Below are 18,322 nucleotides of genomic sequence, written 5' to 3'. Positions count from 1 at the left end.
GCCTGTGCAGGGTAAAGGAAAAACCGGGCGCGCATTATACCTAAAGCGCGCTAAAGATACAGTGGCTGCTGTTTAAAAAAGCAGCGTTGAGCTTAAACCGCCTGAAATAACAGGGCGATAGCCTCGGCGTGCTGTGGTGAGAAGTGTTGCTGTTGGCCGTAGAGGTTGATTACAGCCGTCAGATCGGCATCTTCATCCTGATCTAACAGTCGTTTTAATCCCATGTGCCAGTTTGGGAACTGCCGGCTGGCGATTGACCGTTCGCTGATTAATCGCACCTGCTGATGCCGCGGATCGGCTGCGATAATGGCAAAGCGTGAACGCACCAACGGCGCCGGACCTTCCAGTAATTGCATAAAATGCCGTCCGGTATGCAACAGCAGCCCGGTTAATCCTAACTGCTGGTTGTTGCGATTAGCTTGTTGATGAATAGCCGCAATATCCGATGCTGTGAGCGAGGAGGGAATATCGCTAATATACGTCAGTTGTAACAGCGGCTCGCTCATCTCAACTCCTTAACGGTAACGTTTTTGCGCTTTGCGTTTGCGCTCGGCTTCGCGTTCGGCTTTCTCTGCCGACTTTGCCGCTTCTTCGGCCTTGGCGTCGATCAGTTCCTGACTCACCATCTCAGGCGTTTCCAGCGTAATAGAGCCGAGGTTACCGGCCCGGAGTTCAGTGATTAAGATCGCACCGGCTTTTTCTAAATCGACCACGCCGCCTTTGCGCATTGCGCCACGACGCATACCGATGGCATCCAGCAGTGCCAGATCGTTCTCTGGCTGATCCGTCAGTCCGAACCGTGCCATCACTGCTGCCGGATAAGCTTGCAGCAGGTAGTCAGCGGCAAAGAGCGCGATATCGGCATAATCAAATACGGTGTCTTTAATGGCGCCGGTCACCGCCAGACGATAACCACAGGTGGTCGGGCTGAGCTTGGGCCATAAAAAGCCGGGCGTGTCGGTCAGGATCACATTGTTCTCGAGTTTGATCCTTTGCTGCGCTTTGGTTACACCTGCCTCGTTACCGGTTTTAGCAATGATTCTGCCAGCTAAGGTATTGATTAGGGTGGATTTTCCTACATTAGGAATGCCCATAATCATTGCTCGGGCGGCTCTCAGTTCCAGATTGCGTTCCGGCAGCATGCTATTGCAAAGCTCAAGCAGGGCTTTAATTTGTTCCGGTTGCTGTTGGCTGATTGGGATAGCGCGGACATTTTTTTGCTCGGCAAAATAGTCAACCCAGCGCGCGGTCAGGGCAGGATCAGCCAGATCGGCTTTATTCAATACTTTGATACAAGGCGTATCTTTGCGCAGTTGCGGTACCAGTGGGTTTTCACTGGAAAACGGAATACGGGCATCCAGCATTTCGATAATAATATCGACCTGTGGCATCACCTCAGCGATTTCTTTGCGGGCCTTGTGCATATGGCCCGGAAACCAGTTAATTGACATCAGCTATCCTGTGGTAAGGTTAAAAGCGCGCGAGTAATTCACGCCGGTATGTATCCAAGTCGAGCTTAAGGCCTAGCCCGCTGATTTGTTCTTGCAGTTTATTATCCGCCAGATTTAGCTCGGACATCATCAGCGTATTATCATCCAGCTGCCAAATTAGTCGTGAACCGGCGTAACTAAAGGCCAGAATTAGCAGGGCGGTAGCATCATTCTGTTCAGCTGCTGCTTGAATGGCTCGCAGTTTACGCTGTATTAAATTTAATTCGTGTTTTAAATCCCAGATGTAAGCGACTTCGCTAAAGTAGGGGTGACGTTTTAGTTTTTTTAACGCGCTGCCAACCAGGATGCAACCGATAACGACCCCGCCGAAGTTAAGCCAAAAATTTGAGCCGCTGCCGTCCGATAGCAGGCTGATCAATAGTGTTGAACTGGCAAGGCTGATAATCAGCAGTGCCAGTATACTTAATACCGTAATCTGGTTCAGGCGTTTACGGTATAGCGCTTTATCAATCACTTTCAGTTGCATAATTTACTCGGTAATGCTGGCATCAGAGCGTGCTGTCGCCGGATCAAAACGGCGGATCTGTAAAATAATTCCCAGTTTGGGATGATCCAGGTAATGGATTTCGCCACTGATTAAGCGCCGGCTTTGTTTCACATTAATGCTTTGCAGATTGTTAGTCTGAGGGCGACGCAGATTAAAGTCGGTATTTACAAACAGGTATCGGTCCAGATGTAAGCGAAATAGTCCATCCAATTGCCAGACTTGAGACGGTAAATTGGCCGTGCTTTGCTCCAGCCGCCGTTGTTCGTCTGCGCTGCTTTCTTGCTGGGTCAGCGGTACACCGGCCTCCAGTTGTTGCCGTCGGCTGGCGATCTGAGCTAGTAAATCGGCTTCCTGCTGCTCTTCTGGGGCAAACGCCGGATTGCTGTCTACTTTACTCGGCAGCGGCTGGCCCCAGTAATCAAATTGCTGGCTAAAGTTTTTGCCGGCAAACCAACGGCTGGGGATCGCCCGGCGCTCTGTTACCGGCACCTGACGCCACACCGTATGCAGCAATATCTGATACTGACGCTGCCGTTTTAAGCGGTTAACTACCTCATTAAGCTGAAAGGCGTTTTCGTCAGCCAGATAGGGCTCCGGCTGATGCAGTCCTTCCCCAAAGATCTTTTCCGGCAGTTGTTCCGGCCAGTATTGATGTGGGGCTGGTTCCAGTACGCCAGCCAACAAGGCATCAGTGCTGTCACCGGCGACCGGCGTCTGTTCTATCGGTTGCGGCATACACTCTGCTGCCGGTTCAGCTTCGCCCGTTATGGGGATGCCTGCTGCATCAACAGCGTCTGGCGTTTGACAGTCAGGATCGACCGGCAGCGGTATATAAAATTTTTCTGTCAGTAAGTCGATATGCCGCCCTAGTCTGATCGGGGTTACCTGGGTGGGGAAATGTTCTTTCAGCGTACTGTCGCCGGTGCGTTCAAAAATAATCATTTCTACTTCAAACCAACGTTCGTTGGCTTGTAGTGTCAGGGCGTTGACGAGTAAACAACCGCCAAGTAACAGCCGAAATTTCATTAATGTCCTACCTTATGTTTGGCCAGCTCGGCCAGCATATTGCTGATCAGTTGTAACCGGTCTTTATAATCCACTGCGGCAATCTGGAAGCGCAGTTTTTGGCCTTGTTCCAGCTTAAAGATCCGTGATTGTGTTTGGATCAACTGGATAATGTAAGCCGGGTTAACCATAGTTCTTTCGGCGAATTCTATCACACCACCCTTGGCATTAGCTTCAATCCGTTTAATACCTAACTCCTGTGCCAACAGTTTAAAGCTACTCAGTTGCACCAGATGTTTGGCGGCATCCGGTAATAATCCAAAACGGTCGATTAATTCAACCTGAACCTCGTCCAATTCTTGTTCATTGCGCACGCTGGCCAGCTTTTTATAGAACGACAGCCGCAAATTCACGTCCGGGATATAGCTCTCCGGCAACAGCGCCGGAATCTTCAAGTCAATTTCCGTTTGCTGACTTAACAGGCTATCCAGACTCGGTTCGCGGCCGGCTTTAAGTGCCTGTACCGCTTCTTCCAGCATTTCCATATAGAGCGTAAAACCCACCGCCTCAATCTGGCCGCTTTGCTCATCACCTAATAACTCACCGGCGCCGCGAATCTCGAGGTCATGGGTCGCCAGCGCAAAACCGGCACCGAGATCTTCCAGACTGGCAATGGCTTCCAGCCGTTTTTCAGCATCTTTGGTCAAACGCTTCGGTGGCGGTGTCAGTAAATAAGCATAAGCCTGATGATGCGAGCGACCGACCCGGCCTCGCAGTTGATGCAACTGTGCCAGACCAAAATTATCGGCGCGATTAATAATAATGGTATTGGCTGTTGGCACGTCGATGCCGGTTTCAATAATGGTAGAGCACAATAACAAGTTATACCGCTGATGATAGAAGTCGGCCATAATCTGCTCCAGCTCACGTTCGCGTAACTGGCCATGGGCAATGGCGATATTGGCTTCCGGCACCAGCTCAAGCAAATCGCTGGCCATTTTCTCGATGCTGGCAACATCGTTGTGCAGAAAATACACCTGACCCCCGCGCAGGATCTCCCGCATTATGGCTTCGCGTAACAGGCCATTTTCGAATTCGCGGACAAAGGTTTTTACCGCCAAACGGCGGGCAGGTGGGGTAGCGATAATAGATAAATCACGCATGCCAGACATCGACATATTCAGAGTGCGCGGTATTGGTGTTGCGGTCAGCGTCAGAATATCAATATTGGCACGTAAGGCTTTGATTTTTTCTTTTTGCCGCACGCCAAAGCGATGTTCCTCATCGACAATTAGCAAGCCCAAATCGGCAAATTTAATGTCATCCTGCAGCAATTTATGGGTACCAATCAGGATATCCACCTTGCCTTGAGTCAGATCGTCAAGGATGGTTTTTTGCGCTTTAGGGCTAACAAAACGCGACAGTACTTCAACCCGTACCGGCCAATTGGCAAAACGGTCTTTAAAGTTCTCAAAATGTTGTTGTGCCAATAGCGTGGTGGGCACCAATAAGGCGACTTGTTTACCGTCATTGACCGAGACAAAGGCGGCACGCATCGCCACCTCGGTTTTACCAAAGCCGACATCACCACACACCAGTCGATCCATCGGTTGTGGTTGCTGCATATCGTTTAGTACCGCATTAATCGCATCTAACTGGTCGGCCGTTTCTTCAAACGGGAAGCTGTCGGCAAAAGCCGCGTATTGCTGTTGATCCAGTTTAAACGCATAGCCCTGGTGCGCCGCACGTTGGGCATAGATATCCAGCAATTCTGCCGCGACATCACGCACCTTTTCGGCAGCTTTTTTACGGGCTTTCTCCCAGGTATCGTTACCGAGTTTGTGTAGCGGTGCATGCTCGGCATCGCTACCGGAATAGCGACTTAATAAATGTAACGAGGTCACCGGCACATAGAGCTTGCTACCACCAGCATATTCAATGGTGACAAACTCAGCGCTTATGCCGGCGGCGTCTAATACCTGTAACCCCTGATAACGACCAATACCATGTTGTAAATGCACAACCGGCTGACCAAGGCTCAGCTCTGCCAGATTACGGATAATGGTATCGGAAGAGATTTGTTGGCTTTGCTTGCGGCGTCGGCGTTGGCTGATTTTCTGGCCGAACAATTCATTTTCGCTAATCAGGGCCAGCGGCGTATCCAGCTGCAGCAGGGCGCCTTGCTCCAAGTTACCAACCATTACCCCCAAATCATCTTCGGCCTGCCAAAAGGCCGTAAGGCTGGGGTATTCGCGCAAGTACACTGCTGCTTTGTGCAATAGTTGCAGTAAACTCTCGCGCCGGCCTTCACTTTCCACCAGGAACAGCGCCCGGCCTTGCTGCTGTTTTAGCGTGACTAAAAAACTGAGTAAGGCTTCCAGTGGCTGTTTCAGTTGATGATTGATATTTAGCGCCGGCAGCTCTGCGACAGGTAAGTTGTGCATGCCAGCTTTGGCGGGTAGCGCCGCCCGACTGAGTTTAACTCTGGGCAGAGCTTTTAACAGCGCGAACAACTCATCTACTGCTAAATAGAGTTCTGCAGGAGGCAAAATGGGCCTTAGCAGATCGATAGCTCTATCCTGATAGCGGCGTTTTAGTTCAGTCCAGAACTGTTGTGCGCTATGCTCGATGTCACCACAAATCAACACCCGGCTGTTGGCCGGCAGATAGGAAAATAAGCTACTGGTACTTTCGGCAAACAAGGGTAAATAGTACTCGATACCGGCCGGCAAAATGCCCTGGCTCACCTGTTGATACAGTGATTCTTTTTCGTTGCGGGCGGCAAAGCGCTCGCGGTATTTTAGCCGGAACCGCTCGATGGCGGCTTTATCGGTCGGAAATTCATGCGCCGGTAGCAGTGCGATCTGTGGCACCTTATCTAAGCTGCGCTGGGTGTCCGGATCGAAGGTGCGAATGGCATCAACTTCATCGTCAAAAAAATCAATCCGATAAGGTGTAGTGGCGCCCATCGGGTATAAGTCCAGCAGGGAGCCGCGCACCGAAAATTCGCCGTGTTCCATAACCTGTTCAACATGGCGGTAGCCCACGGCAGTCAGCTGCTGTTTTAAGGCTGTCAGATCGGTTTGCTGCTGTTCGCGGATTAAAAAGCTGTGTTGCTCCAAATGTTCACGCCCGGCAATCCTAAGCAGTAAGGTGCTAACCGGTACTATGACTAAAGCGTGCTTTAAGCGGGGTAACCGATACAGGGTTTCCAGTCGCTGCGAAATAATATCCTGATGCGGCGAAAACACATCATAGGGTAGGGTTTCCCAGTCTGGTAAGGTGAGAAGTGGACATTGGCTGGGATCCAGAAATACTGCCAACTCTTGCTCTAGCCGCAATGCCGCCGGGGTGTCCTGCACAATCAGCAGGTAAACCGCAGGGTGTTGCTGCACCAGTTCGCTGATATAAAGTGGTAAGGCTGCACCGGTTAACTGGCCCAGGCTCTGTTGCTCGCGCTGGGATAACTGCATCGATAAGGTGTTTAGAAGCTGCATGTAAGAATTAAAACCCGTTGTTGTTCTTGGCCGCAATGGCTTACGCCGTTATGGCTGGATTTGTTCAACGCTCGGCAGCTTTTTGTTTCAGCTGCCGGGCTTGTTGCTGCAGGCTGGCGCGTACCAGTAATTCGCGGTCTTCGTCGCGGATTTGCATAAAAACGATTTTGGTCAGGAAGTTGTCGCCGACCGGCTCACTGCTGAGCACCTGGCCATAACAAAAAACTGCACCGGCGTTATCCGCCAGAAAAAGCTTCAGTTCAGTAACGGTCAAAGGGAGCAGTTGAGATTTCGCTAAAAAGGTCAGGCCGGCACCACCGTAACTCTGTGTAATATAGCGATGATCCGGCAAGTCCTGTTGCCGGATCACATAATGCATCAGTAAATCGAGTTTCCGGGCTTGCTGCTGCAAATAGTTAGCCAGTTCTTCCGCCAATTCGCCCAGGCGTTGCAAAGAACGCAGCGAATTGAGATTTAGCTGTCCCATGTTGCCAGCCAATAAAAAAGGCTCCGGAATGGCGGCAACAAAGGTCGCTTCATCGGGAAGCGGGCCAGCCAGCGGCAACACATTGATCGCAATAGCGTGTTCGACCTTAAAAAACTGCACAAAGGCTTCGTTTAGCTGGTCTAATTCGGTTTGCATAATGGTTACCTCGGGCTGCCGCTTGTTATTGTGCCGAATACTCTCTATTATCGGCACCACTTTTTCTGCTAATTTATCATCTAACCGGGATAAAGTCCTGAATTATCACATGCATCTGCCAGTCAGTCTCTACATTGGATTACGTTACAGTCAAAGCCGCAAAGGTAACGCCTTTATTTCTTTTATTACTTTGTTTTCCGTCGCGGGCATTCTGCTTGGGGTGATGGCATTAACTATAGTCAGTTCGGTAATGAATGGCTTTGAAGCTGAGCTGAAAAAACGCATTCTCGGGGTAATACCTCATGTGTTGGTAAAAACCGAGCAGCCGCCCGAAAGTTGGCAACCGGCTTTATCCCGGCAATATCCGCTAACCGATATCACGCCACTATTACAAACCGAGGCTTTAGTACAGTCACCCCGACAGCTGACAGCAGTGATGTTACAGGGGCTGGATCCGCAGGCATTACCGGGTTTTTTACAACAATCTTTATTGTTGGGAGACTGGCAGAGTCTGCTCAGTCAGCGTTACAGCATTATGCTGGGACGCGGGCTTGCCGAGCAGCTTGAAGTAAGTCTTGGGCAGCAAATCCGGGTGCTGCTTGCCAGTGGTGGCAATTACACACCGCTCGGCTGGATGCCACGGCAACGTTTATTTACTGTCGCCGGCTTTATTGACACCGGCTCGGAAGTGGATGAAGTGCTCGCCGTAACGGCACAAGGCGATCTGCAACTGTTGTTACCCGCTAATGAGCGCGAGCCAAGTTACCGCATCAGTTTACAGGAGCCATTTCAGGCTCCGTTGTTGGCAGCCCGGTTAAGTCAGGAACCGGGCTTTAGCTCGGTTACCGACTGGCGTGATAGTCATGGTAAGTTGTTTGCTGCCGTTGCGATGGAAAAAGCCATGATGTGGTTAATGCTGTTACTGATTGTCGCAGTAGCGGCGTTTAATATCGTTTCAGCGCTGGTGATGATGGTGACGGAAAAGCAAGCCGAAGTCGCCATCCTGAAAACCCAGGGGATGACGGATCGGGCGCTGTTTTTAGTCTTTGCCGTACAAGGAATGTTCAACGGAATAGTGGGTGCCTTACTCGGCGTCGTGCTGGGCGTCCTTGGCAGCTGGCAACTGAATAATCTGTTAACCTTACTCGGCGTACAGGTCGCCGGCGTACCTGAACTGCCGATTGTGATGGACGTTAGCCAGATTGGCAGTATCTTTGCCAGTGCTTTGGGGCTGACCCTGGCAGCAGTGTTGTATCCCGCCTGGCGGGCAGTGAAAATTAATCCGGCGGAAATTTTGCGTGATGAATAATGTATTAGAAGCCCGCGGTATCAATAAAAGTTATCGCGATGGTGCCGAGGTCACTCAGGTATTACAACAGGTTGAACTGGACGTGCCGGTTGGCAAAATGGTCGCCATCGTCGGCAGCTCTGGCTCGGGTAAAAGTACCTTGTTACACATTCTGGGAACTTTGGATCAGGCTGATAGTGGCTCACTGCTGTTGGCCGGGCAACAGGTGTCGAAACTGTCGGCAAATGCCAAAGCAGCGTTACGGAATGACAAGCTGGGTTTTATCTATCAATTTCATCACTTACTGATGGATTTCACGGCGCTGGAGAATGTGGCCATGCCGCTACGGATCCGCGGCCTGGCAGGCAAAGAGGCCGAGCAGCAAGCCAGTGCCTTGTTAGAAAAAGTCGGGCTTTCGCACCGGCTAAAACATAAGCCTTCAGAACTAAGCGGTGGCGAGCGGCAGCGGGTAGCAATCGCCCGGGCATTAGTCACCAAACCGGCGCTGGTATTGGCAGATGAACCGACCGGTAATCTGGATCAGCATACGGCTGAAGCGATTTATCAGCTGTTACGACAGCTGAACCGGGATTTTAAAACCAGTTTTGTGGTAGTAACGCACGATCGACAACTGGCTAGCCGGCTTGATCAACAATATCTGATGACAGACGGGAAGTTGGAGCCTCTTTGATGCAAAGTTTGGTTTGGCAACTGGCCCGTCGTTATCGTTCTACCCGGCACACCAGTGGTTTTATCCGTTTTATTTCGGCGTCTTCCACCCTGGGCATTGCGCTTGGGGTGGCTATTCTGATTTTAGCCTTGTCAGTGATGAATGGCTTTGAACAAGCGCTCAAACAGCGATTGCTGGCAGTGATCCCCCATGTCGAGTTGGAAGCGGTATCAAATCAGCTGGATAACTGGCCCGAGAAACTACCTGTTCTCAGTGCTGTACCAGGTGTGGTTGCTGGCGCGCCTTATATCAAGGCGAATGGCATGTTGCGCAGTGGCAATCAGGTTAAAGCAGTACAGCTCAGAGGAGTGGACCTGCAGCAAGAGCGACAAATAAGTGATTTCGCTAACTATATACAAAGCGGCGAACTTGACGTGTTGCACGCTGAGCAATTAGTGCTGGGTAGTGGCATCGCCAAAGCATTACAGGTAGCGGTGGGGGATAAGGTGCAATTAATGCTGCCGCGCTTTACCGCCGATGGACGTCTGGCGAGCTATTCTAACCGCTTATTGCAGGTTAGTGCTATTGTCGCCATGGGCGGTCAGCTGGATTACAGCCAAGCCTGGATCGACTTACAGGCGCTGAATGGCTTCCTGGAGATGCCAGCCGGGACTGTGCAGGGGCTGGCCTTCAGAATTGATGACATCTTCGCCGCACCACAACTGGCGCGACAACTCGGACAGCAGACCGAAGACTATGTGTATATCCGCAACTGGTTTAACAGCCAGGGCCATGTTTATCAGGATATTCAGATGGTACGGGCGATTTTGTACCTGGTATTGTCGCTGGTTATTGCTGTGGCGTGTTTTAATATTGTTGCAACATTAGTGATGGCAGTACGGGAGAAAGAGTCCGATATTGCGATTTTATTGACTATGGGGATGCGGCCGGTAGCAATTATCCGGATCTTTATGTTGCTGGGCTCGTTAAATGGTGTCGTGGGCACCTTATTTGGTGCCGTCAGTGGCGTGTTGCTGGCGCTGTTTATCGAGCCGATTTTCGCGTCACTAACCCAGCTGCTCGGCCGTTCTTTGCTGGATCCCAGTATCTATTTTATTGATTTCATTCCATCGTTATTGCAGTGGCAGGATGTGTTAGTCACGGTGCTGTTAGCACTTGGTCTGAGTATTTTGTCGACGTTGTATCCCGCGTATCGTGCCAGTAAAGTGGATCCGGCGCGGGTACTTGGCCAGCGTTAATCGATTGGTTGTTTATTGCGTTTGAGTAAACGTGTCAGTTTTTCATTGCGGATAGACAGTCGCCATAACCAGTCGATGGCGAAATAGCCGGCAATACTAGAGGCGAGTCCCATCAAAAAGCAACCCGTTAGCAGCGGTTTGCCGATAGTTTTCATGCTATACCATAACCATTCAAAACTTGCTTCAAAGGCAAAAGGCTCGACCGGAGTTTTTAGTACGACGGTACCAATCAGGTAACACAGGTAAAACATTACCGGCATCGTTAGCGGGTTCGAAATCCAAACCAGCGCCACCGACAGTGGTAAGTTCACTCGCAACGGCACCGCCACCAGCGCCGAAAATACCATCTGAAAGGGTAACGGCATCCAAGTCCAAAACAAGCCCACCGCAAAGGCACCACGCGCCGAGCGGCGGTTCAGATGCCATAAATTGCCATCGTGCAGCATGGTACCAAACAGGCTGAGGATCCTCATCTGCTTGATTTTTTCCGGAGATGGTAAATATTTCTTAATAGTTTTCTTTGGCATTACAACTCATTTACATAAAGTAAATATGCACAGGATCTGTTACGGTGTGCTGGCTGGTTGTCTATTGTCGTTATTTTTGCCGCTTCTGCCAGCATTTTTTACAATAATTTTTGCACTCTTAGTGATCCAGGCCGCTTATTGGCGAAATGGGTTATTACTGGGGTGTTGTGGCTTTTTAGCCAGCTGGCATTGGCAGCTGACGCAGTACCATCAGGCTCAGCAATGGGTACTGCAAAATAGTCTGGATTTCTATCAGGTTAAGCTCCTCGACGTACAGCAGCGTAACACCGACAGTACGGTATTGTTGCAACTGCTTAACGGTAAGGCGGCAGGATATCGGCTCAAGGTCAGTTGGCAACAGCCTCCGGCACTGGCAACCGGCCAGCATTGGCGCTTGGCATTGCGATTAAAAGCACCCTCTGGTCGTTTTAACCCCGGCAGCCCAAATCCCGAATTACGGGCATTATTAAATCAGGTGGTGGCACACGGCTATGTCAACACCAGTCAGCCGACGATCAAGCTTCGGCAAACCCAACCGATGCGCGAAGCTTTGCTACTTAAACTTGAACAGCAGTATGCCGCGCTGGATACGGCGGTATTAATGCGGGCACTGGTCAGCGGTGAACGTGAATTTGATGCCACACTCTGGCAAGGGCTACGCACCAGTGGTCTGGGGCATCTGTTGGTGATCTCCGGTTTACATATCAGTTTGGTTTATGGCTGGAGTTTGTTACTGCTAAGCTGGCTATTGCGCCGTTGCGGTCTGCGTCAGGCGATGAATCTGGCCATGTTATTGGCTTTATTGCCGGCACTGGCTTATGCCTGGTTGGCAGGCTTCGCGATCCCCACCTTACGGGCCGCCTTGGCTCTGCTGATTGTTTTGCTTGGCCGCTTGCTACTCAGACCGGCTAATCCTGCCGGCTATTGGGGACTCTTATGCTGCAGTTTATTGCTGCTGCAGCCGTTTTGGTTGTTAAGTTATAGTTTTTGGTTATCCCTGTCAGCGGTAGCGCTGATTTTATTGCTGCTCTGGCGCCTGGGGCCGGCACCGCGAAAGTTTTGGCAGCGCTGTCGCTATTTCTTTCGTTTTCATCTGTTGTTAACCAGTTTAATGGCGCTACTCACGTTGGCATTTTTTTCCGGTTTTAGTGGTTTGGCGTTGCTTTCCAACCTGCTGTTTGTGCCCTGGTGTACCTTGCTGGCGATACCATTACTGTTAATGAGTCTGCTGTACTATCTTACTGGGTTGCCTTTTGCCGGGGTGTTATGGCAGCTCAGTGATTATGCATTGCGACCTTTAAATTATTGGCTGACGCTAAGCGCAGATCTTGATCTGTGGTGGAGTCAGCCATATTTGGGAATGGTTGGGGCATGCCTGCTGTTGTTGTTGGTCGTAGCGGTGCTGGTAGTTCGCGCCAAAGCGAGTGTTCTGGCATTGCTATCGGCTACCATGTTGTTTGCGGTATTACCCGCTAAACTGAGTTCGGCACAATTGACTTTATTAGACAGCGGGCAAAGTACGGTGTTGCTGTTACGCCAAGCCGGTTTAACGCTGTTGTATCTGGATTTACCTGTAGAACAAAGCGAGGCACTGTTGCAGCAGCAGATACTGCCTTTACTGGCTTATTATCGGGTATCGGGGCTGGATGCAGTGGTGGTGCCGGCGTATCAGCGTGAGATGCAACCCGCGCTGGCAACGTTGCGGCAAGCTTATCCGCAGCTACAGCTGTACACGGCCGCGGCAGCAACAGGGCAGTCTTCCAGCTGTGAACAGTTAGCGGCGGCTTACACGACTACAGTCCGGCATTGGCGGTTACCAGAGCAAGATCCTTGCGTATTGACGATAATGCTAAATGGCTGGCAGCTGCTATTGCCCGGTAAACTGAGCGTGCACAGCGAGCGGCAATTACTGTTAGCTTACCCGGAGTTGACCGCTGATTGGTACTTACTGGCGGATTATGGTCGCGCCACCGCCAATAGTCTGGCATTTTTACAACAGCTGGCGCCGGTACAGCTGCTGCTGGCTGCTAACAGTGCGGGCGCGCATCCGTATCCGGTGCAAGCCGTGCGGCCGCGGCTTGGCTTACTAAACTTACCCTTACACCATAGCGGCGAGCAGGGAGCGGTGAGTATCGAGTTTCAACCGCAATACTTCAGGTTGCACACTGAGCGTCAACGCCGCTGGCCGCGCTGGACAGAAAAGCCAACGCAGTAGCTGAAACTCGGATCAGAACGCGCTAGAATAGCGCGATATAATAAAAAAGGTGCTTATTTTGCAGTCAGATAACGCTACTAGCATGGCGGTTTACCGTCGTTTACTGGGTTACCTGAAACCCTATCGCGTGGGTTTTATTGCCGCTATCGTCGGTATGATTGGCTATTCTGCGGTCGATGCGGGTTTTATCGCATCGCTACAACCCTTTATCGATCGGGGTATTCAAGAGAAAGATACCGATTTTTTGCGCTACGCACCACTGGTGGTGATTGTGATGTTTATTTTGCGCGGTATTTTTCATTTTACCGCCACCTATTGTATGAGCTGGGTTGGTAACCAGATCGTCAAGGATATGCGGCAGCAGCTGTTCGCCCATATGATGCGGTTACCGGTCAGCTTTCATGACAAGCATTCGACCGGGGAACTGATTTCCAAAATTACTTATGATGCCGAACAAATTAAACAATCACTGACCAAGGCTCTGATTGTGCTGGTGCGCGATGGCGCTTTGGTTGTCGGTTTGATTGTGGTGATGTTCTGGTATAGCTGGCAACTGTCACTGATTTTCTTTCTTATCGCCCCCATTATCGCGGTTATCGTCAGTTTGGTCTCTAAACGTTTCCGGCAACTAAGTCATAAAATTCAGCAGGCAATGGGTGGGGTTACCACGGCTTCTGAGCAGATGCTCAATGGCCATAAAGTGATCCTGTCATTTGGTGGCCAGCAATTGGAAGATCAGCGTTTTGCTGTAGTGAATAATCAAACTCGGTTGCAAGGGGTCAAGATGGATGCGACCTCTGCCATCAGCTCAGGGGTTATCCAACTGATTGCCTCCTTCGCGCTGGCGTTCGTGGTGTTTATGGCCAGTCAACCCGAGATGCTGGATACCCTGACGCCAGGTATCTTTTCTTCCATCGTCACGGCAATGGTGATGATGTTAAAACCGTTAAAACAGCTGACCACGGTTAATAGCGAATTTCAACGTGGTCTGGCGGCAGCAGCCAGTATTTTTCATATTATGGATCAGGTAACGGAACAGGAAACAGGCAAGCGCCAACTTCAGCATGCCCGGGGGGAGATTGAGTTTAGTCATGTCAGTTTTCATTACCCGGGCCATCAACAGCAGGTGCTAAACGATATCAGCTTTCAGGTAAAAGCCGGGCAGACGGTAGCCTTAGTTGGTCGCTCTGGCAGTGGTAAAACGACGATATCAAGTTTATTGCCACGCTTTTACGAAGTAGAGCAGGGCGAGATTTTACTGGATGGTCAGAACATTCAAAGCTACACCCGTAGCTCATTGCGTAGCCAAATTGCGGTGGTATCGCAGCACGTGATGTTATTTAACGATACCATCGCTAATAACATCTGTTATGGCATGGCAACGCCGGTAAGCCGGCAACAATTAATGGACGTTGCAGAAAAGGCCCATGTGCTGGAATTTACCGAGAAAATGCCGGATGGTCTGGATACCCAGATCGGAGAAAATGGTGTCAGCTTATCCGGTGGTCAGCGCCAGCGGATTGCTATCGCCAGAGCACTGTTGCGTCAAGCGCCGGTGTTGATCCTGGATGAAGCGACATCGGCATTAGATACTGAATCGGAGCGCAAAATTCAGGCAGCATTGGATGTATTGTTAAAGGGCCGCACCAGTATCGTTATTGCACACCGCCTGTCGACCATTGAAAAAGCCGATAATATTATCGTGATGGATCAGGGCCGGATTTTGGAGCAGGGGACCCATCAACAATTACTGGCCGCTGACGGTGCCTATGCGTCCTTACATAAATTGCAATTTGGCAGCGAAAAATGAACGTGCTGGAGCAGGGTTGGTATCAAAAACATCGCTGGTGCGCGTTACTGCTGCCTTTAAGCGGGCTATTTTACTTACTTAGTGCCGGACGGCGCTTGTTATATCGCCTGGGGCTGAAAAAAACCGAACGCCTGCCCGTACCGGTGATTATTGTTGGCAATATTACCGTAGGCGGTACCGGCAAAACGCCTTTTACCCTATGGTTGTGTGATTACCTGCGGACGCAAGGCTATACCCCTGGCATTATTTCCCGCGGTTACGGTGGCAAAGTTAAAGCGCCGCGTTTAGTGGCCGAGCTGGATAACGCCGCTTTGGTTGGTGATGAACCACTCTTGTTAGCGCAGCGCAGCGGCTGCCCGGTAGTGGTGTCGCCGGATCGGGTTGCTGCCGGGCGGTTTTTGTTACAAAAACGGCCGCAGGTCGATTTAATTATCTCAGATGACGGTTTGCAACATTACCGCTTAGCCCGCGATCTGGAAATCGTGTTACTGGATGCGCAACGCGGATTAGGCAATGGCTGGTTACTGCCTGCCGGTCCGTTGCGGGAATTGCCGAAACGCCTGGCCAGTGTCGATCTGGTGATTGCGAACAGTGGTTATTCGGCGCTGGCGCATGCGGGTATGACGCTACAAAGTGGTCAGGCTGAGCCACTGTTACCTGATGCCCCGCCCTTGGAACCCGATACCGAAATTCAGTTGGTGGCCGGTATTGGTAATCCGGGGCGTTTTCGCCGCTCGGCTGAACTGGCAGGCTTTAAAATTAAGCATTGTCATTTTTGGCCCGATCACCATCCGTTTCAGGCAGACGATTTTAATATGTTATCCGGTCCATTACTGATGACCGAAAAAGATGCGGTAAAATGCCGCGCCTTTGCCAAAGCCGACTGGCACTATTTACCGGTTGTGGCGCATCCCGATTTGGCTGCGACAACACGACTAACTACCTTATTGCAACAATTACGGAGTCGTTATGGCACTCAATCCGGCACTGACTGATATTCTGGCCTGCCCGGTCTGTAAAGGTAAACTAAAGTACGACAAAGAGGGGCAGCGCCTGCTTTGTACCTTTGACCGTCTGGCCTACCGCTTAAGTAATAATATTCCGGTGTTGCTGGCCAATGAAGCGGTGGTGTTATCTGCTGAAGAGTGTGAAAAATGGCGTTCGTAGTGGTCATTCCGGCACGCTACGCCAGTAGTCGTTTACCGGGCAAACCGCTGGCACAGATCGCCGGCAAAACCATGATTGAGCGGGTGTACCGTCAGGCGCAGCAAAGTAGCGCGGCGCGCGTTTTAGTCGCAACCGATGATGAGCGGATCCGTCAACATGTCGAAGCCTTTGGCGGTGAAGTTTGTATCACCCGGGCTAGCCATAATTCCGGTACCGAGCGGCTGGCTGAAGTAGTCAGGACACTGGGTCTGGCTGCTGATACGGTGGTGGTTAATGTGCAGGGCGATGAACCTTTTATCCCGCCACAACTGATTGACCAGGTTGCCGGCAACCTGGCTGCGCAACAGAAAGCGCGGATGGCGACGCTGGCAGTCCCCCTTGCTGACGCTGCAGAAATCGGTAACCCGAATATCGTCAAGGTCGTGACCGATCGTCAGGGCTATGCCTTGTATTTTAGCCGCGCCGCGATCCCGTTTGACCGTGATCAGGCATTTCAGTCAGCGCTAAGCCAACATTACCGGCGGCACATTGGCATTTACGCCTATCGTGCCGGCTTTATTCAGGATTATGTCAGCTGGCCGGTTTCCACGCTGGAGCAAATTGAGGCGCTGGAACAGCTAAGGGTGTTGTGGCAGGGGGAAAGTATTCATGTCGCTGATGCCTGTGTGCCTCCGGCGATGGGTGTTGATACACCGGAAGATTTAGCGCGCGCTATTGCCCACGCCGAGCACCATGCTTAACGCCTTTTCTGTTATCGCTGAAACGCCGCAGTTTTGGGTGTTAAATAAAGCCGCGGGCGTCAGTTTTCACTCCGAGCAGGGCCCCGGACTGGTGGCGCTGGCGGAAGCCCAGTTTGCTGAAAAACTCTATGCTGTGCATCGCCTGGATAAAGTGACTTCAGGTTTGCTCATTCTTGCCCGGCAGCCAGCTGGAGCGGCGGCGTTAACTCAGTTGTTCGCCAGTCGACAGATCACTAAATGTTATCTGGCATTAAGTGCGGCTAAACCGCAGAAAAAACAAGGCTGGGTAAAAGGTGCGATGCAACCGGCACGGCGTGGAGCCTGGCGTCTGGCTGAAGCCGGTGCGGCTCCGGCTGTTACCTATTTTGTCAGTCAGGGCTATCAGGATGCGCCGTTTCGGGCTTTTTTACTACGGCCTTATACCGGTAAAACCCACCAACTTCGGGTTGCATTGAAAAGTGTCGGCGCGCCGATCCTGGGTGACAGCCTGTATGGCGGCGCCGCGGCTGACCGAGTCTATCTGCATGCCTGTGCACTGAGTTTTAGTTTATTTGGCCAGCATTATCAGTATCAGTGCTGGCCAGATCATGGTGCGTATTTTCAACAGTTATTCGAAATGGGGCTGCCAACTGCTTGGCAGAACCCGATTAGTTTACCCTGGCCAGCGGCACCCGCTTTGGCTGTGGTTGATGCAGAGCAGGATCAGTAATGTCAGATTATCAAACCCGTTTTGCCGGTATCGCCCGGTTGTATGGTCAAAAAGCCTTGCTGCATTTTCAGCAGGCGCATGTGGTTGTGATTGGTATTGGTGGGGTTGGTAGCTGGGCGGCTGAAGCGCTGGCCCGCTCCGGTATTGGTGAACTGACGTTGATTGATTTGGATGATATTTGTGTCAGTAATATTAATCGCCAATTACACGCACTTAGCAGCACTGTTGGCCAGGATAAGGTCGCGGTAATGGCGGATCGGATCCGGCAGATTAATCCGGACTGCGTGGTGCATCAGGTAGCCGACTTTATCGCGGCGGATAATCTGGCCGAGTTGTTGGGGGGGAAACCAGTCGACTACGTGTTAGACGCTATTGATTCAGTTAAGGCGAAAACTGCACTGATAGCCTGGTGTAAGCGGCGTAAAATTCCGTTAATCACTACCGGCGGCGCCGGCGGACAGCTGGACCCAACACAAATACAAATCGCCGATCTGACGCAGGCTTTTAATGATCCGCTGTTAGCGAAAGTACGCAATATGTTGCGGCGCGACCATCAATTTACCCGTAATCCGAAGCGTCGTTTTGGTGTAGATTGCGTGTTTTCTACCGAGCAACTACGCTATCCTGCTGCCGATGGCACAGTTTGTCAGCAGAAGCCGGATAACAGTGGCGCAATGCGGCTGGATTGCGCAGGAGGTTTTGGCGCGGCAACCGTGGTTACTGCCAGTTTTGGTCTGGCAGCGGTATCAAGGTTACTGATTAAACTCAGTCGCAAAAGTCAGGCCGGAGATTGA

At 51.2% G+C, this 18,322-nt stretch carries 17 protein-coding genes; 10 read left to right on the top strand and 7 right to left on the bottom strand.

All coding sequences use genetic code 11. The features are described 5' to 3' along the window. Window positions 1–92: 92 nt before the first annotated feature. From AAY72_RS12865 to AAY72_RS12840, 6 genes are all read right to left on the bottom strand, one after another. Window positions 93–506 carry a BLUF domain-containing protein gene (locus AAY72_RS12865; protein WP_008983735.1) on the bottom strand — a complete coding sequence of 138 codons (414 nt, stop codon included), beginning with the start codon at window positions 504–506 and terminating at the stop codon, window positions 93–95. 9 nt (window positions 507–515) lie between these two features. After that, window positions 516–1,451 (bottom strand): ribosome biogenesis GTPase YlqF, encoded by a 936-nt coding sequence (ylqF, locus tag AAY72_RS12860; protein ID WP_057787992.1) that lies wholly within the window; start codon window positions 1,449–1,451, stop codon window positions 516–518. A gap of 19 nt (window positions 1,452–1,470) precedes the next feature. After that, window positions 1,471–1,977, bottom strand: coding sequence for a DUF3087 family protein (locus AAY72_RS12855; protein ID WP_057787990.1), 507 nt, complete (start codon window positions 1,975–1,977; stop codon window positions 1,471–1,473). Window positions 1,978–1,980: 3 nt separating this feature from the next. Beyond that, on the bottom strand, window positions 1,981–3,024 hold the full coding sequence (locus tag AAY72_RS12850; RefSeq protein ID WP_057787988.1) for a CsiV family protein: 1,044 nt from the start codon (window positions 3,022–3,024) through the stop codon (window positions 1,981–1,983). Continuing rightward, window positions 3,024–6,500, bottom strand: a complete 3,477-nt coding sequence (gene mfd / locus AAY72_RS12845; protein WP_057787986.1) for a transcription-repair coupling factor — start codon at window positions 6,498–6,500, stop codon at window positions 3,024–3,026. The genes AAY72_RS12850 and mfd overlap by 1 nt, the downstream gene beginning before the upstream one ends. 64 nt (window positions 6,501–6,564) lie before the next feature. Further along, window positions 6,565–7,143 carry a PilZ domain-containing protein gene (locus AAY72_RS12840; protein ID WP_057787984.1) on the bottom strand — a complete coding sequence of 193 codons (579 nt, stop codon included), beginning with the start codon at window positions 7,141–7,143 and terminating at the stop codon, window positions 6,565–6,567. A gap of 109 nt (window positions 7,144–7,252) precedes the next feature. Between AAY72_RS12840 and AAY72_RS12835 the strand changes: the two genes are divergently transcribed. Genes AAY72_RS12835 through AAY72_RS12825 form a run of 3 tightly spaced genes read left to right on the top strand, consistent with a single transcriptional unit; the run spans window position 7,253 to window position 10,360 of the window. Then, window positions 7,253–8,452: a lipoprotein-releasing ABC transporter permease subunit gene (locus AAY72_RS12835; RefSeq protein ID WP_057788074.1), complete on the top strand. Its 1,200-nt coding sequence runs from the start codon at window positions 7,253–7,255 to the stop codon at window positions 8,450–8,452. After that, entirely contained in the window at window positions 8,445–9,122 is a 678-nt protein-coding gene (gene lolD / locus AAY72_RS12830; RefSeq protein ID WP_057787982.1) for a lipoprotein-releasing ABC transporter ATP-binding protein LolD, read from the top strand. Before AAY72_RS12835 ends, lolD begins: the two co-directional genes overlap by 8 nt. Next, window positions 9,122–10,360 (top strand): lipoprotein-releasing ABC transporter permease subunit, encoded by a 1,239-nt coding sequence (locus tag AAY72_RS12825; RefSeq protein WP_057787980.1) that lies wholly within the window; start codon window positions 9,122–9,124, stop codon window positions 10,358–10,360. Before lolD ends, AAY72_RS12825 begins: the two co-directional genes overlap by 1 nt. Here the strand turns inward: AAY72_RS12825 and AAY72_RS12820 are convergent. Continuing rightward, the gene (locus AAY72_RS12820; protein ID WP_057787978.1) at window positions 10,357–10,887 is read right to left on the bottom strand and encodes a DUF2062 domain-containing protein; all 531 of its coding nucleotides are present in this window, start codon (window positions 10,885–10,887) and stop codon (window positions 10,357–10,359) included. The genes AAY72_RS12825 and AAY72_RS12820 overlap by 4 nt on opposite strands. Window positions 10,888–11,008: 121 nt before the next feature. On the opposite strand from AAY72_RS12820, the gene AAY72_RS12815 reads away from it, so the two are divergent. From AAY72_RS12815 to tcdA, 7 genes are all read left to right on the top strand, one after another. Continuing rightward, window positions 11,009–13,102 carry a ComEC/Rec2 family competence protein gene (locus tag AAY72_RS12815; RefSeq protein ID WP_231728969.1) on the top strand — a complete coding sequence of 698 codons (2,094 nt, stop codon included), beginning with the start codon at window positions 11,009–11,011 and terminating at the stop codon, window positions 13,100–13,102. 82 nt (window positions 13,103–13,184) lie between these two features. Further along, entirely contained in the window at window positions 13,185–14,912 is a 1,728-nt protein-coding gene (msbA, locus tag AAY72_RS12810) for a lipid A export permease/ATP-binding protein MsbA (RefSeq protein ID WP_197408417.1), read from the top strand. Continuing rightward, on the top strand, window positions 14,909–15,907 hold the full coding sequence (lpxK, locus tag AAY72_RS12805; protein ID WP_057787972.1) for a tetraacyldisaccharide 4'-kinase: 999 nt from the start codon (window positions 14,909–14,911) through the stop codon (window positions 15,905–15,907). The genes msbA and lpxK overlap by 4 nt, the downstream gene beginning before the upstream one ends. Next, window positions 15,882–16,079, top strand: coding sequence for a Trm112 family protein (locus AAY72_RS12800; protein ID WP_057787970.1), 198 nt, complete (start codon window positions 15,882–15,884; stop codon window positions 16,077–16,079). Before lpxK ends, AAY72_RS12800 begins: the two co-directional genes overlap by 26 nt. Next, window positions 16,067–16,819: a 3-deoxy-manno-octulosonate cytidylyltransferase gene (gene kdsB / locus AAY72_RS12795; protein ID WP_057787968.1), complete on the top strand. Its 753-nt coding sequence runs from the start codon at window positions 16,067–16,069 to the stop codon at window positions 16,817–16,819. The genes AAY72_RS12800 and kdsB overlap by 13 nt, the downstream gene beginning before the upstream one ends. Continuing rightward, window positions 16,812–17,528: a pseudouridine synthase gene (locus tag AAY72_RS12790; protein ID WP_057787965.1), complete on the top strand. Its 717-nt coding sequence runs from the start codon at window positions 16,812–16,814 to the stop codon at window positions 17,526–17,528. The genes kdsB and AAY72_RS12790 overlap by 8 nt, the downstream gene beginning before the upstream one ends. Then, on the top strand, window positions 17,528–18,322 hold the full coding sequence (gene tcdA, locus AAY72_RS12785) for a tRNA cyclic N6-threonylcarbamoyladenosine(37) synthase TcdA (protein WP_057787963.1): 795 nt from the start codon (window positions 17,528–17,530) through the stop codon (window positions 18,320–18,322). Before AAY72_RS12790 ends, tcdA begins: the two co-directional genes overlap by 1 nt.

It is taken from the genome of Alishewanella sp. WH16-1, from assembly GCF_001441695.1.
Lineage (GTDB): Bacteria > Pseudomonadota > Gammaproteobacteria > Enterobacterales > Alteromonadaceae > Alishewanella > Alishewanella agri.
Note: the sequence above shows the minus strand (reverse complement) of the source record. Positions and strands in the feature narration are given on the sequence as shown.

Bases quoted from the DNA above. Each gene is read 5' to 3' on its own strand.
- AAY72_RS12865 (WP_008983735.1), bottom strand. From the start codon at position 506: ATGAGCGAGCCGCTGTTACAACTGACGTATATTAGCGATATTCCCTCC.
- ylqF (WP_057787992.1), bottom strand. From the start codon at position 1,451: ATGTCAATTAACTGGTTTCCGGGCCATATGCACAAGGCCCGCAAAGAA.
- AAY72_RS12855 (WP_057787990.1), bottom strand. From the start codon at position 1,977: ATGCAACTGAAAGTGATTGATAAAGCGCTATACCGTAAACGCCTGAAC.
- AAY72_RS12850 (WP_057787988.1), bottom strand. From the start codon at position 3,024: ATGAAATTTCGGCTGTTACTTGGCGGTTGTTTACTCGTCAACGCCCTG.
- mfd (WP_057787986.1), bottom strand. From the start codon at position 6,500: ATGCAGCTTCTAAACACCTTATCGATGCAGTTATCCCAGCGCGAGCAA.
- AAY72_RS12840 (WP_057787984.1), bottom strand. From the start codon at position 7,143: ATGCAAACCGAATTAGACCAGCTAAACGAAGCCTTTGTGCAGTTTTTT.
- AAY72_RS12835 (WP_057788074.1), top strand. From the start codon at position 7,253: ATGCATCTGCCAGTCAGTCTCTACATTGGATTACGTTACAGTCAAAGC.
- lolD (WP_057787982.1), top strand. From the start codon at position 8,445: ATGAATAATGTATTAGAAGCCCGCGGTATCAATAAAAGTTATCGCGAT.
- AAY72_RS12825 (WP_057787980.1), top strand. From the start codon at position 9,122: ATGCAAAGTTTGGTTTGGCAACTGGCCCGTCGTTATCGTTCTACCCGG.
- AAY72_RS12820 (WP_057787978.1), bottom strand. From the start codon at position 10,887: ATGCCAAAGAAAACTATTAAGAAATATTTACCATCTCCGGAAAAAATC.
- msbA (WP_197408417.1), top strand. From the start codon at position 13,185: ATGGCGGTTTACCGTCGTTTACTGGGTTACCTGAAACCCTATCGCGTG.
- lpxK (WP_057787972.1), top strand. From the start codon at position 14,909: ATGAACGTGCTGGAGCAGGGTTGGTATCAAAAACATCGCTGGTGCGCG.
- AAY72_RS12800 (WP_057787970.1), top strand. From the start codon at position 15,882: ATGGCACTCAATCCGGCACTGACTGATATTCTGGCCTGCCCGGTCTGT.
- kdsB (WP_057787968.1), top strand. From the start codon at position 16,067: ATGGCGTTCGTAGTGGTCATTCCGGCACGCTACGCCAGTAGTCGTTTA.
- AAY72_RS12790 (WP_057787965.1), top strand. From the start codon at position 16,812: ATGCTTAACGCCTTTTCTGTTATCGCTGAAACGCCGCAGTTTTGGGTG.
- tcdA (WP_057787963.1), top strand. From the start codon at position 17,528: ATGTCAGATTATCAAACCCGTTTTGCCGGTATCGCCCGGTTGTATGGT.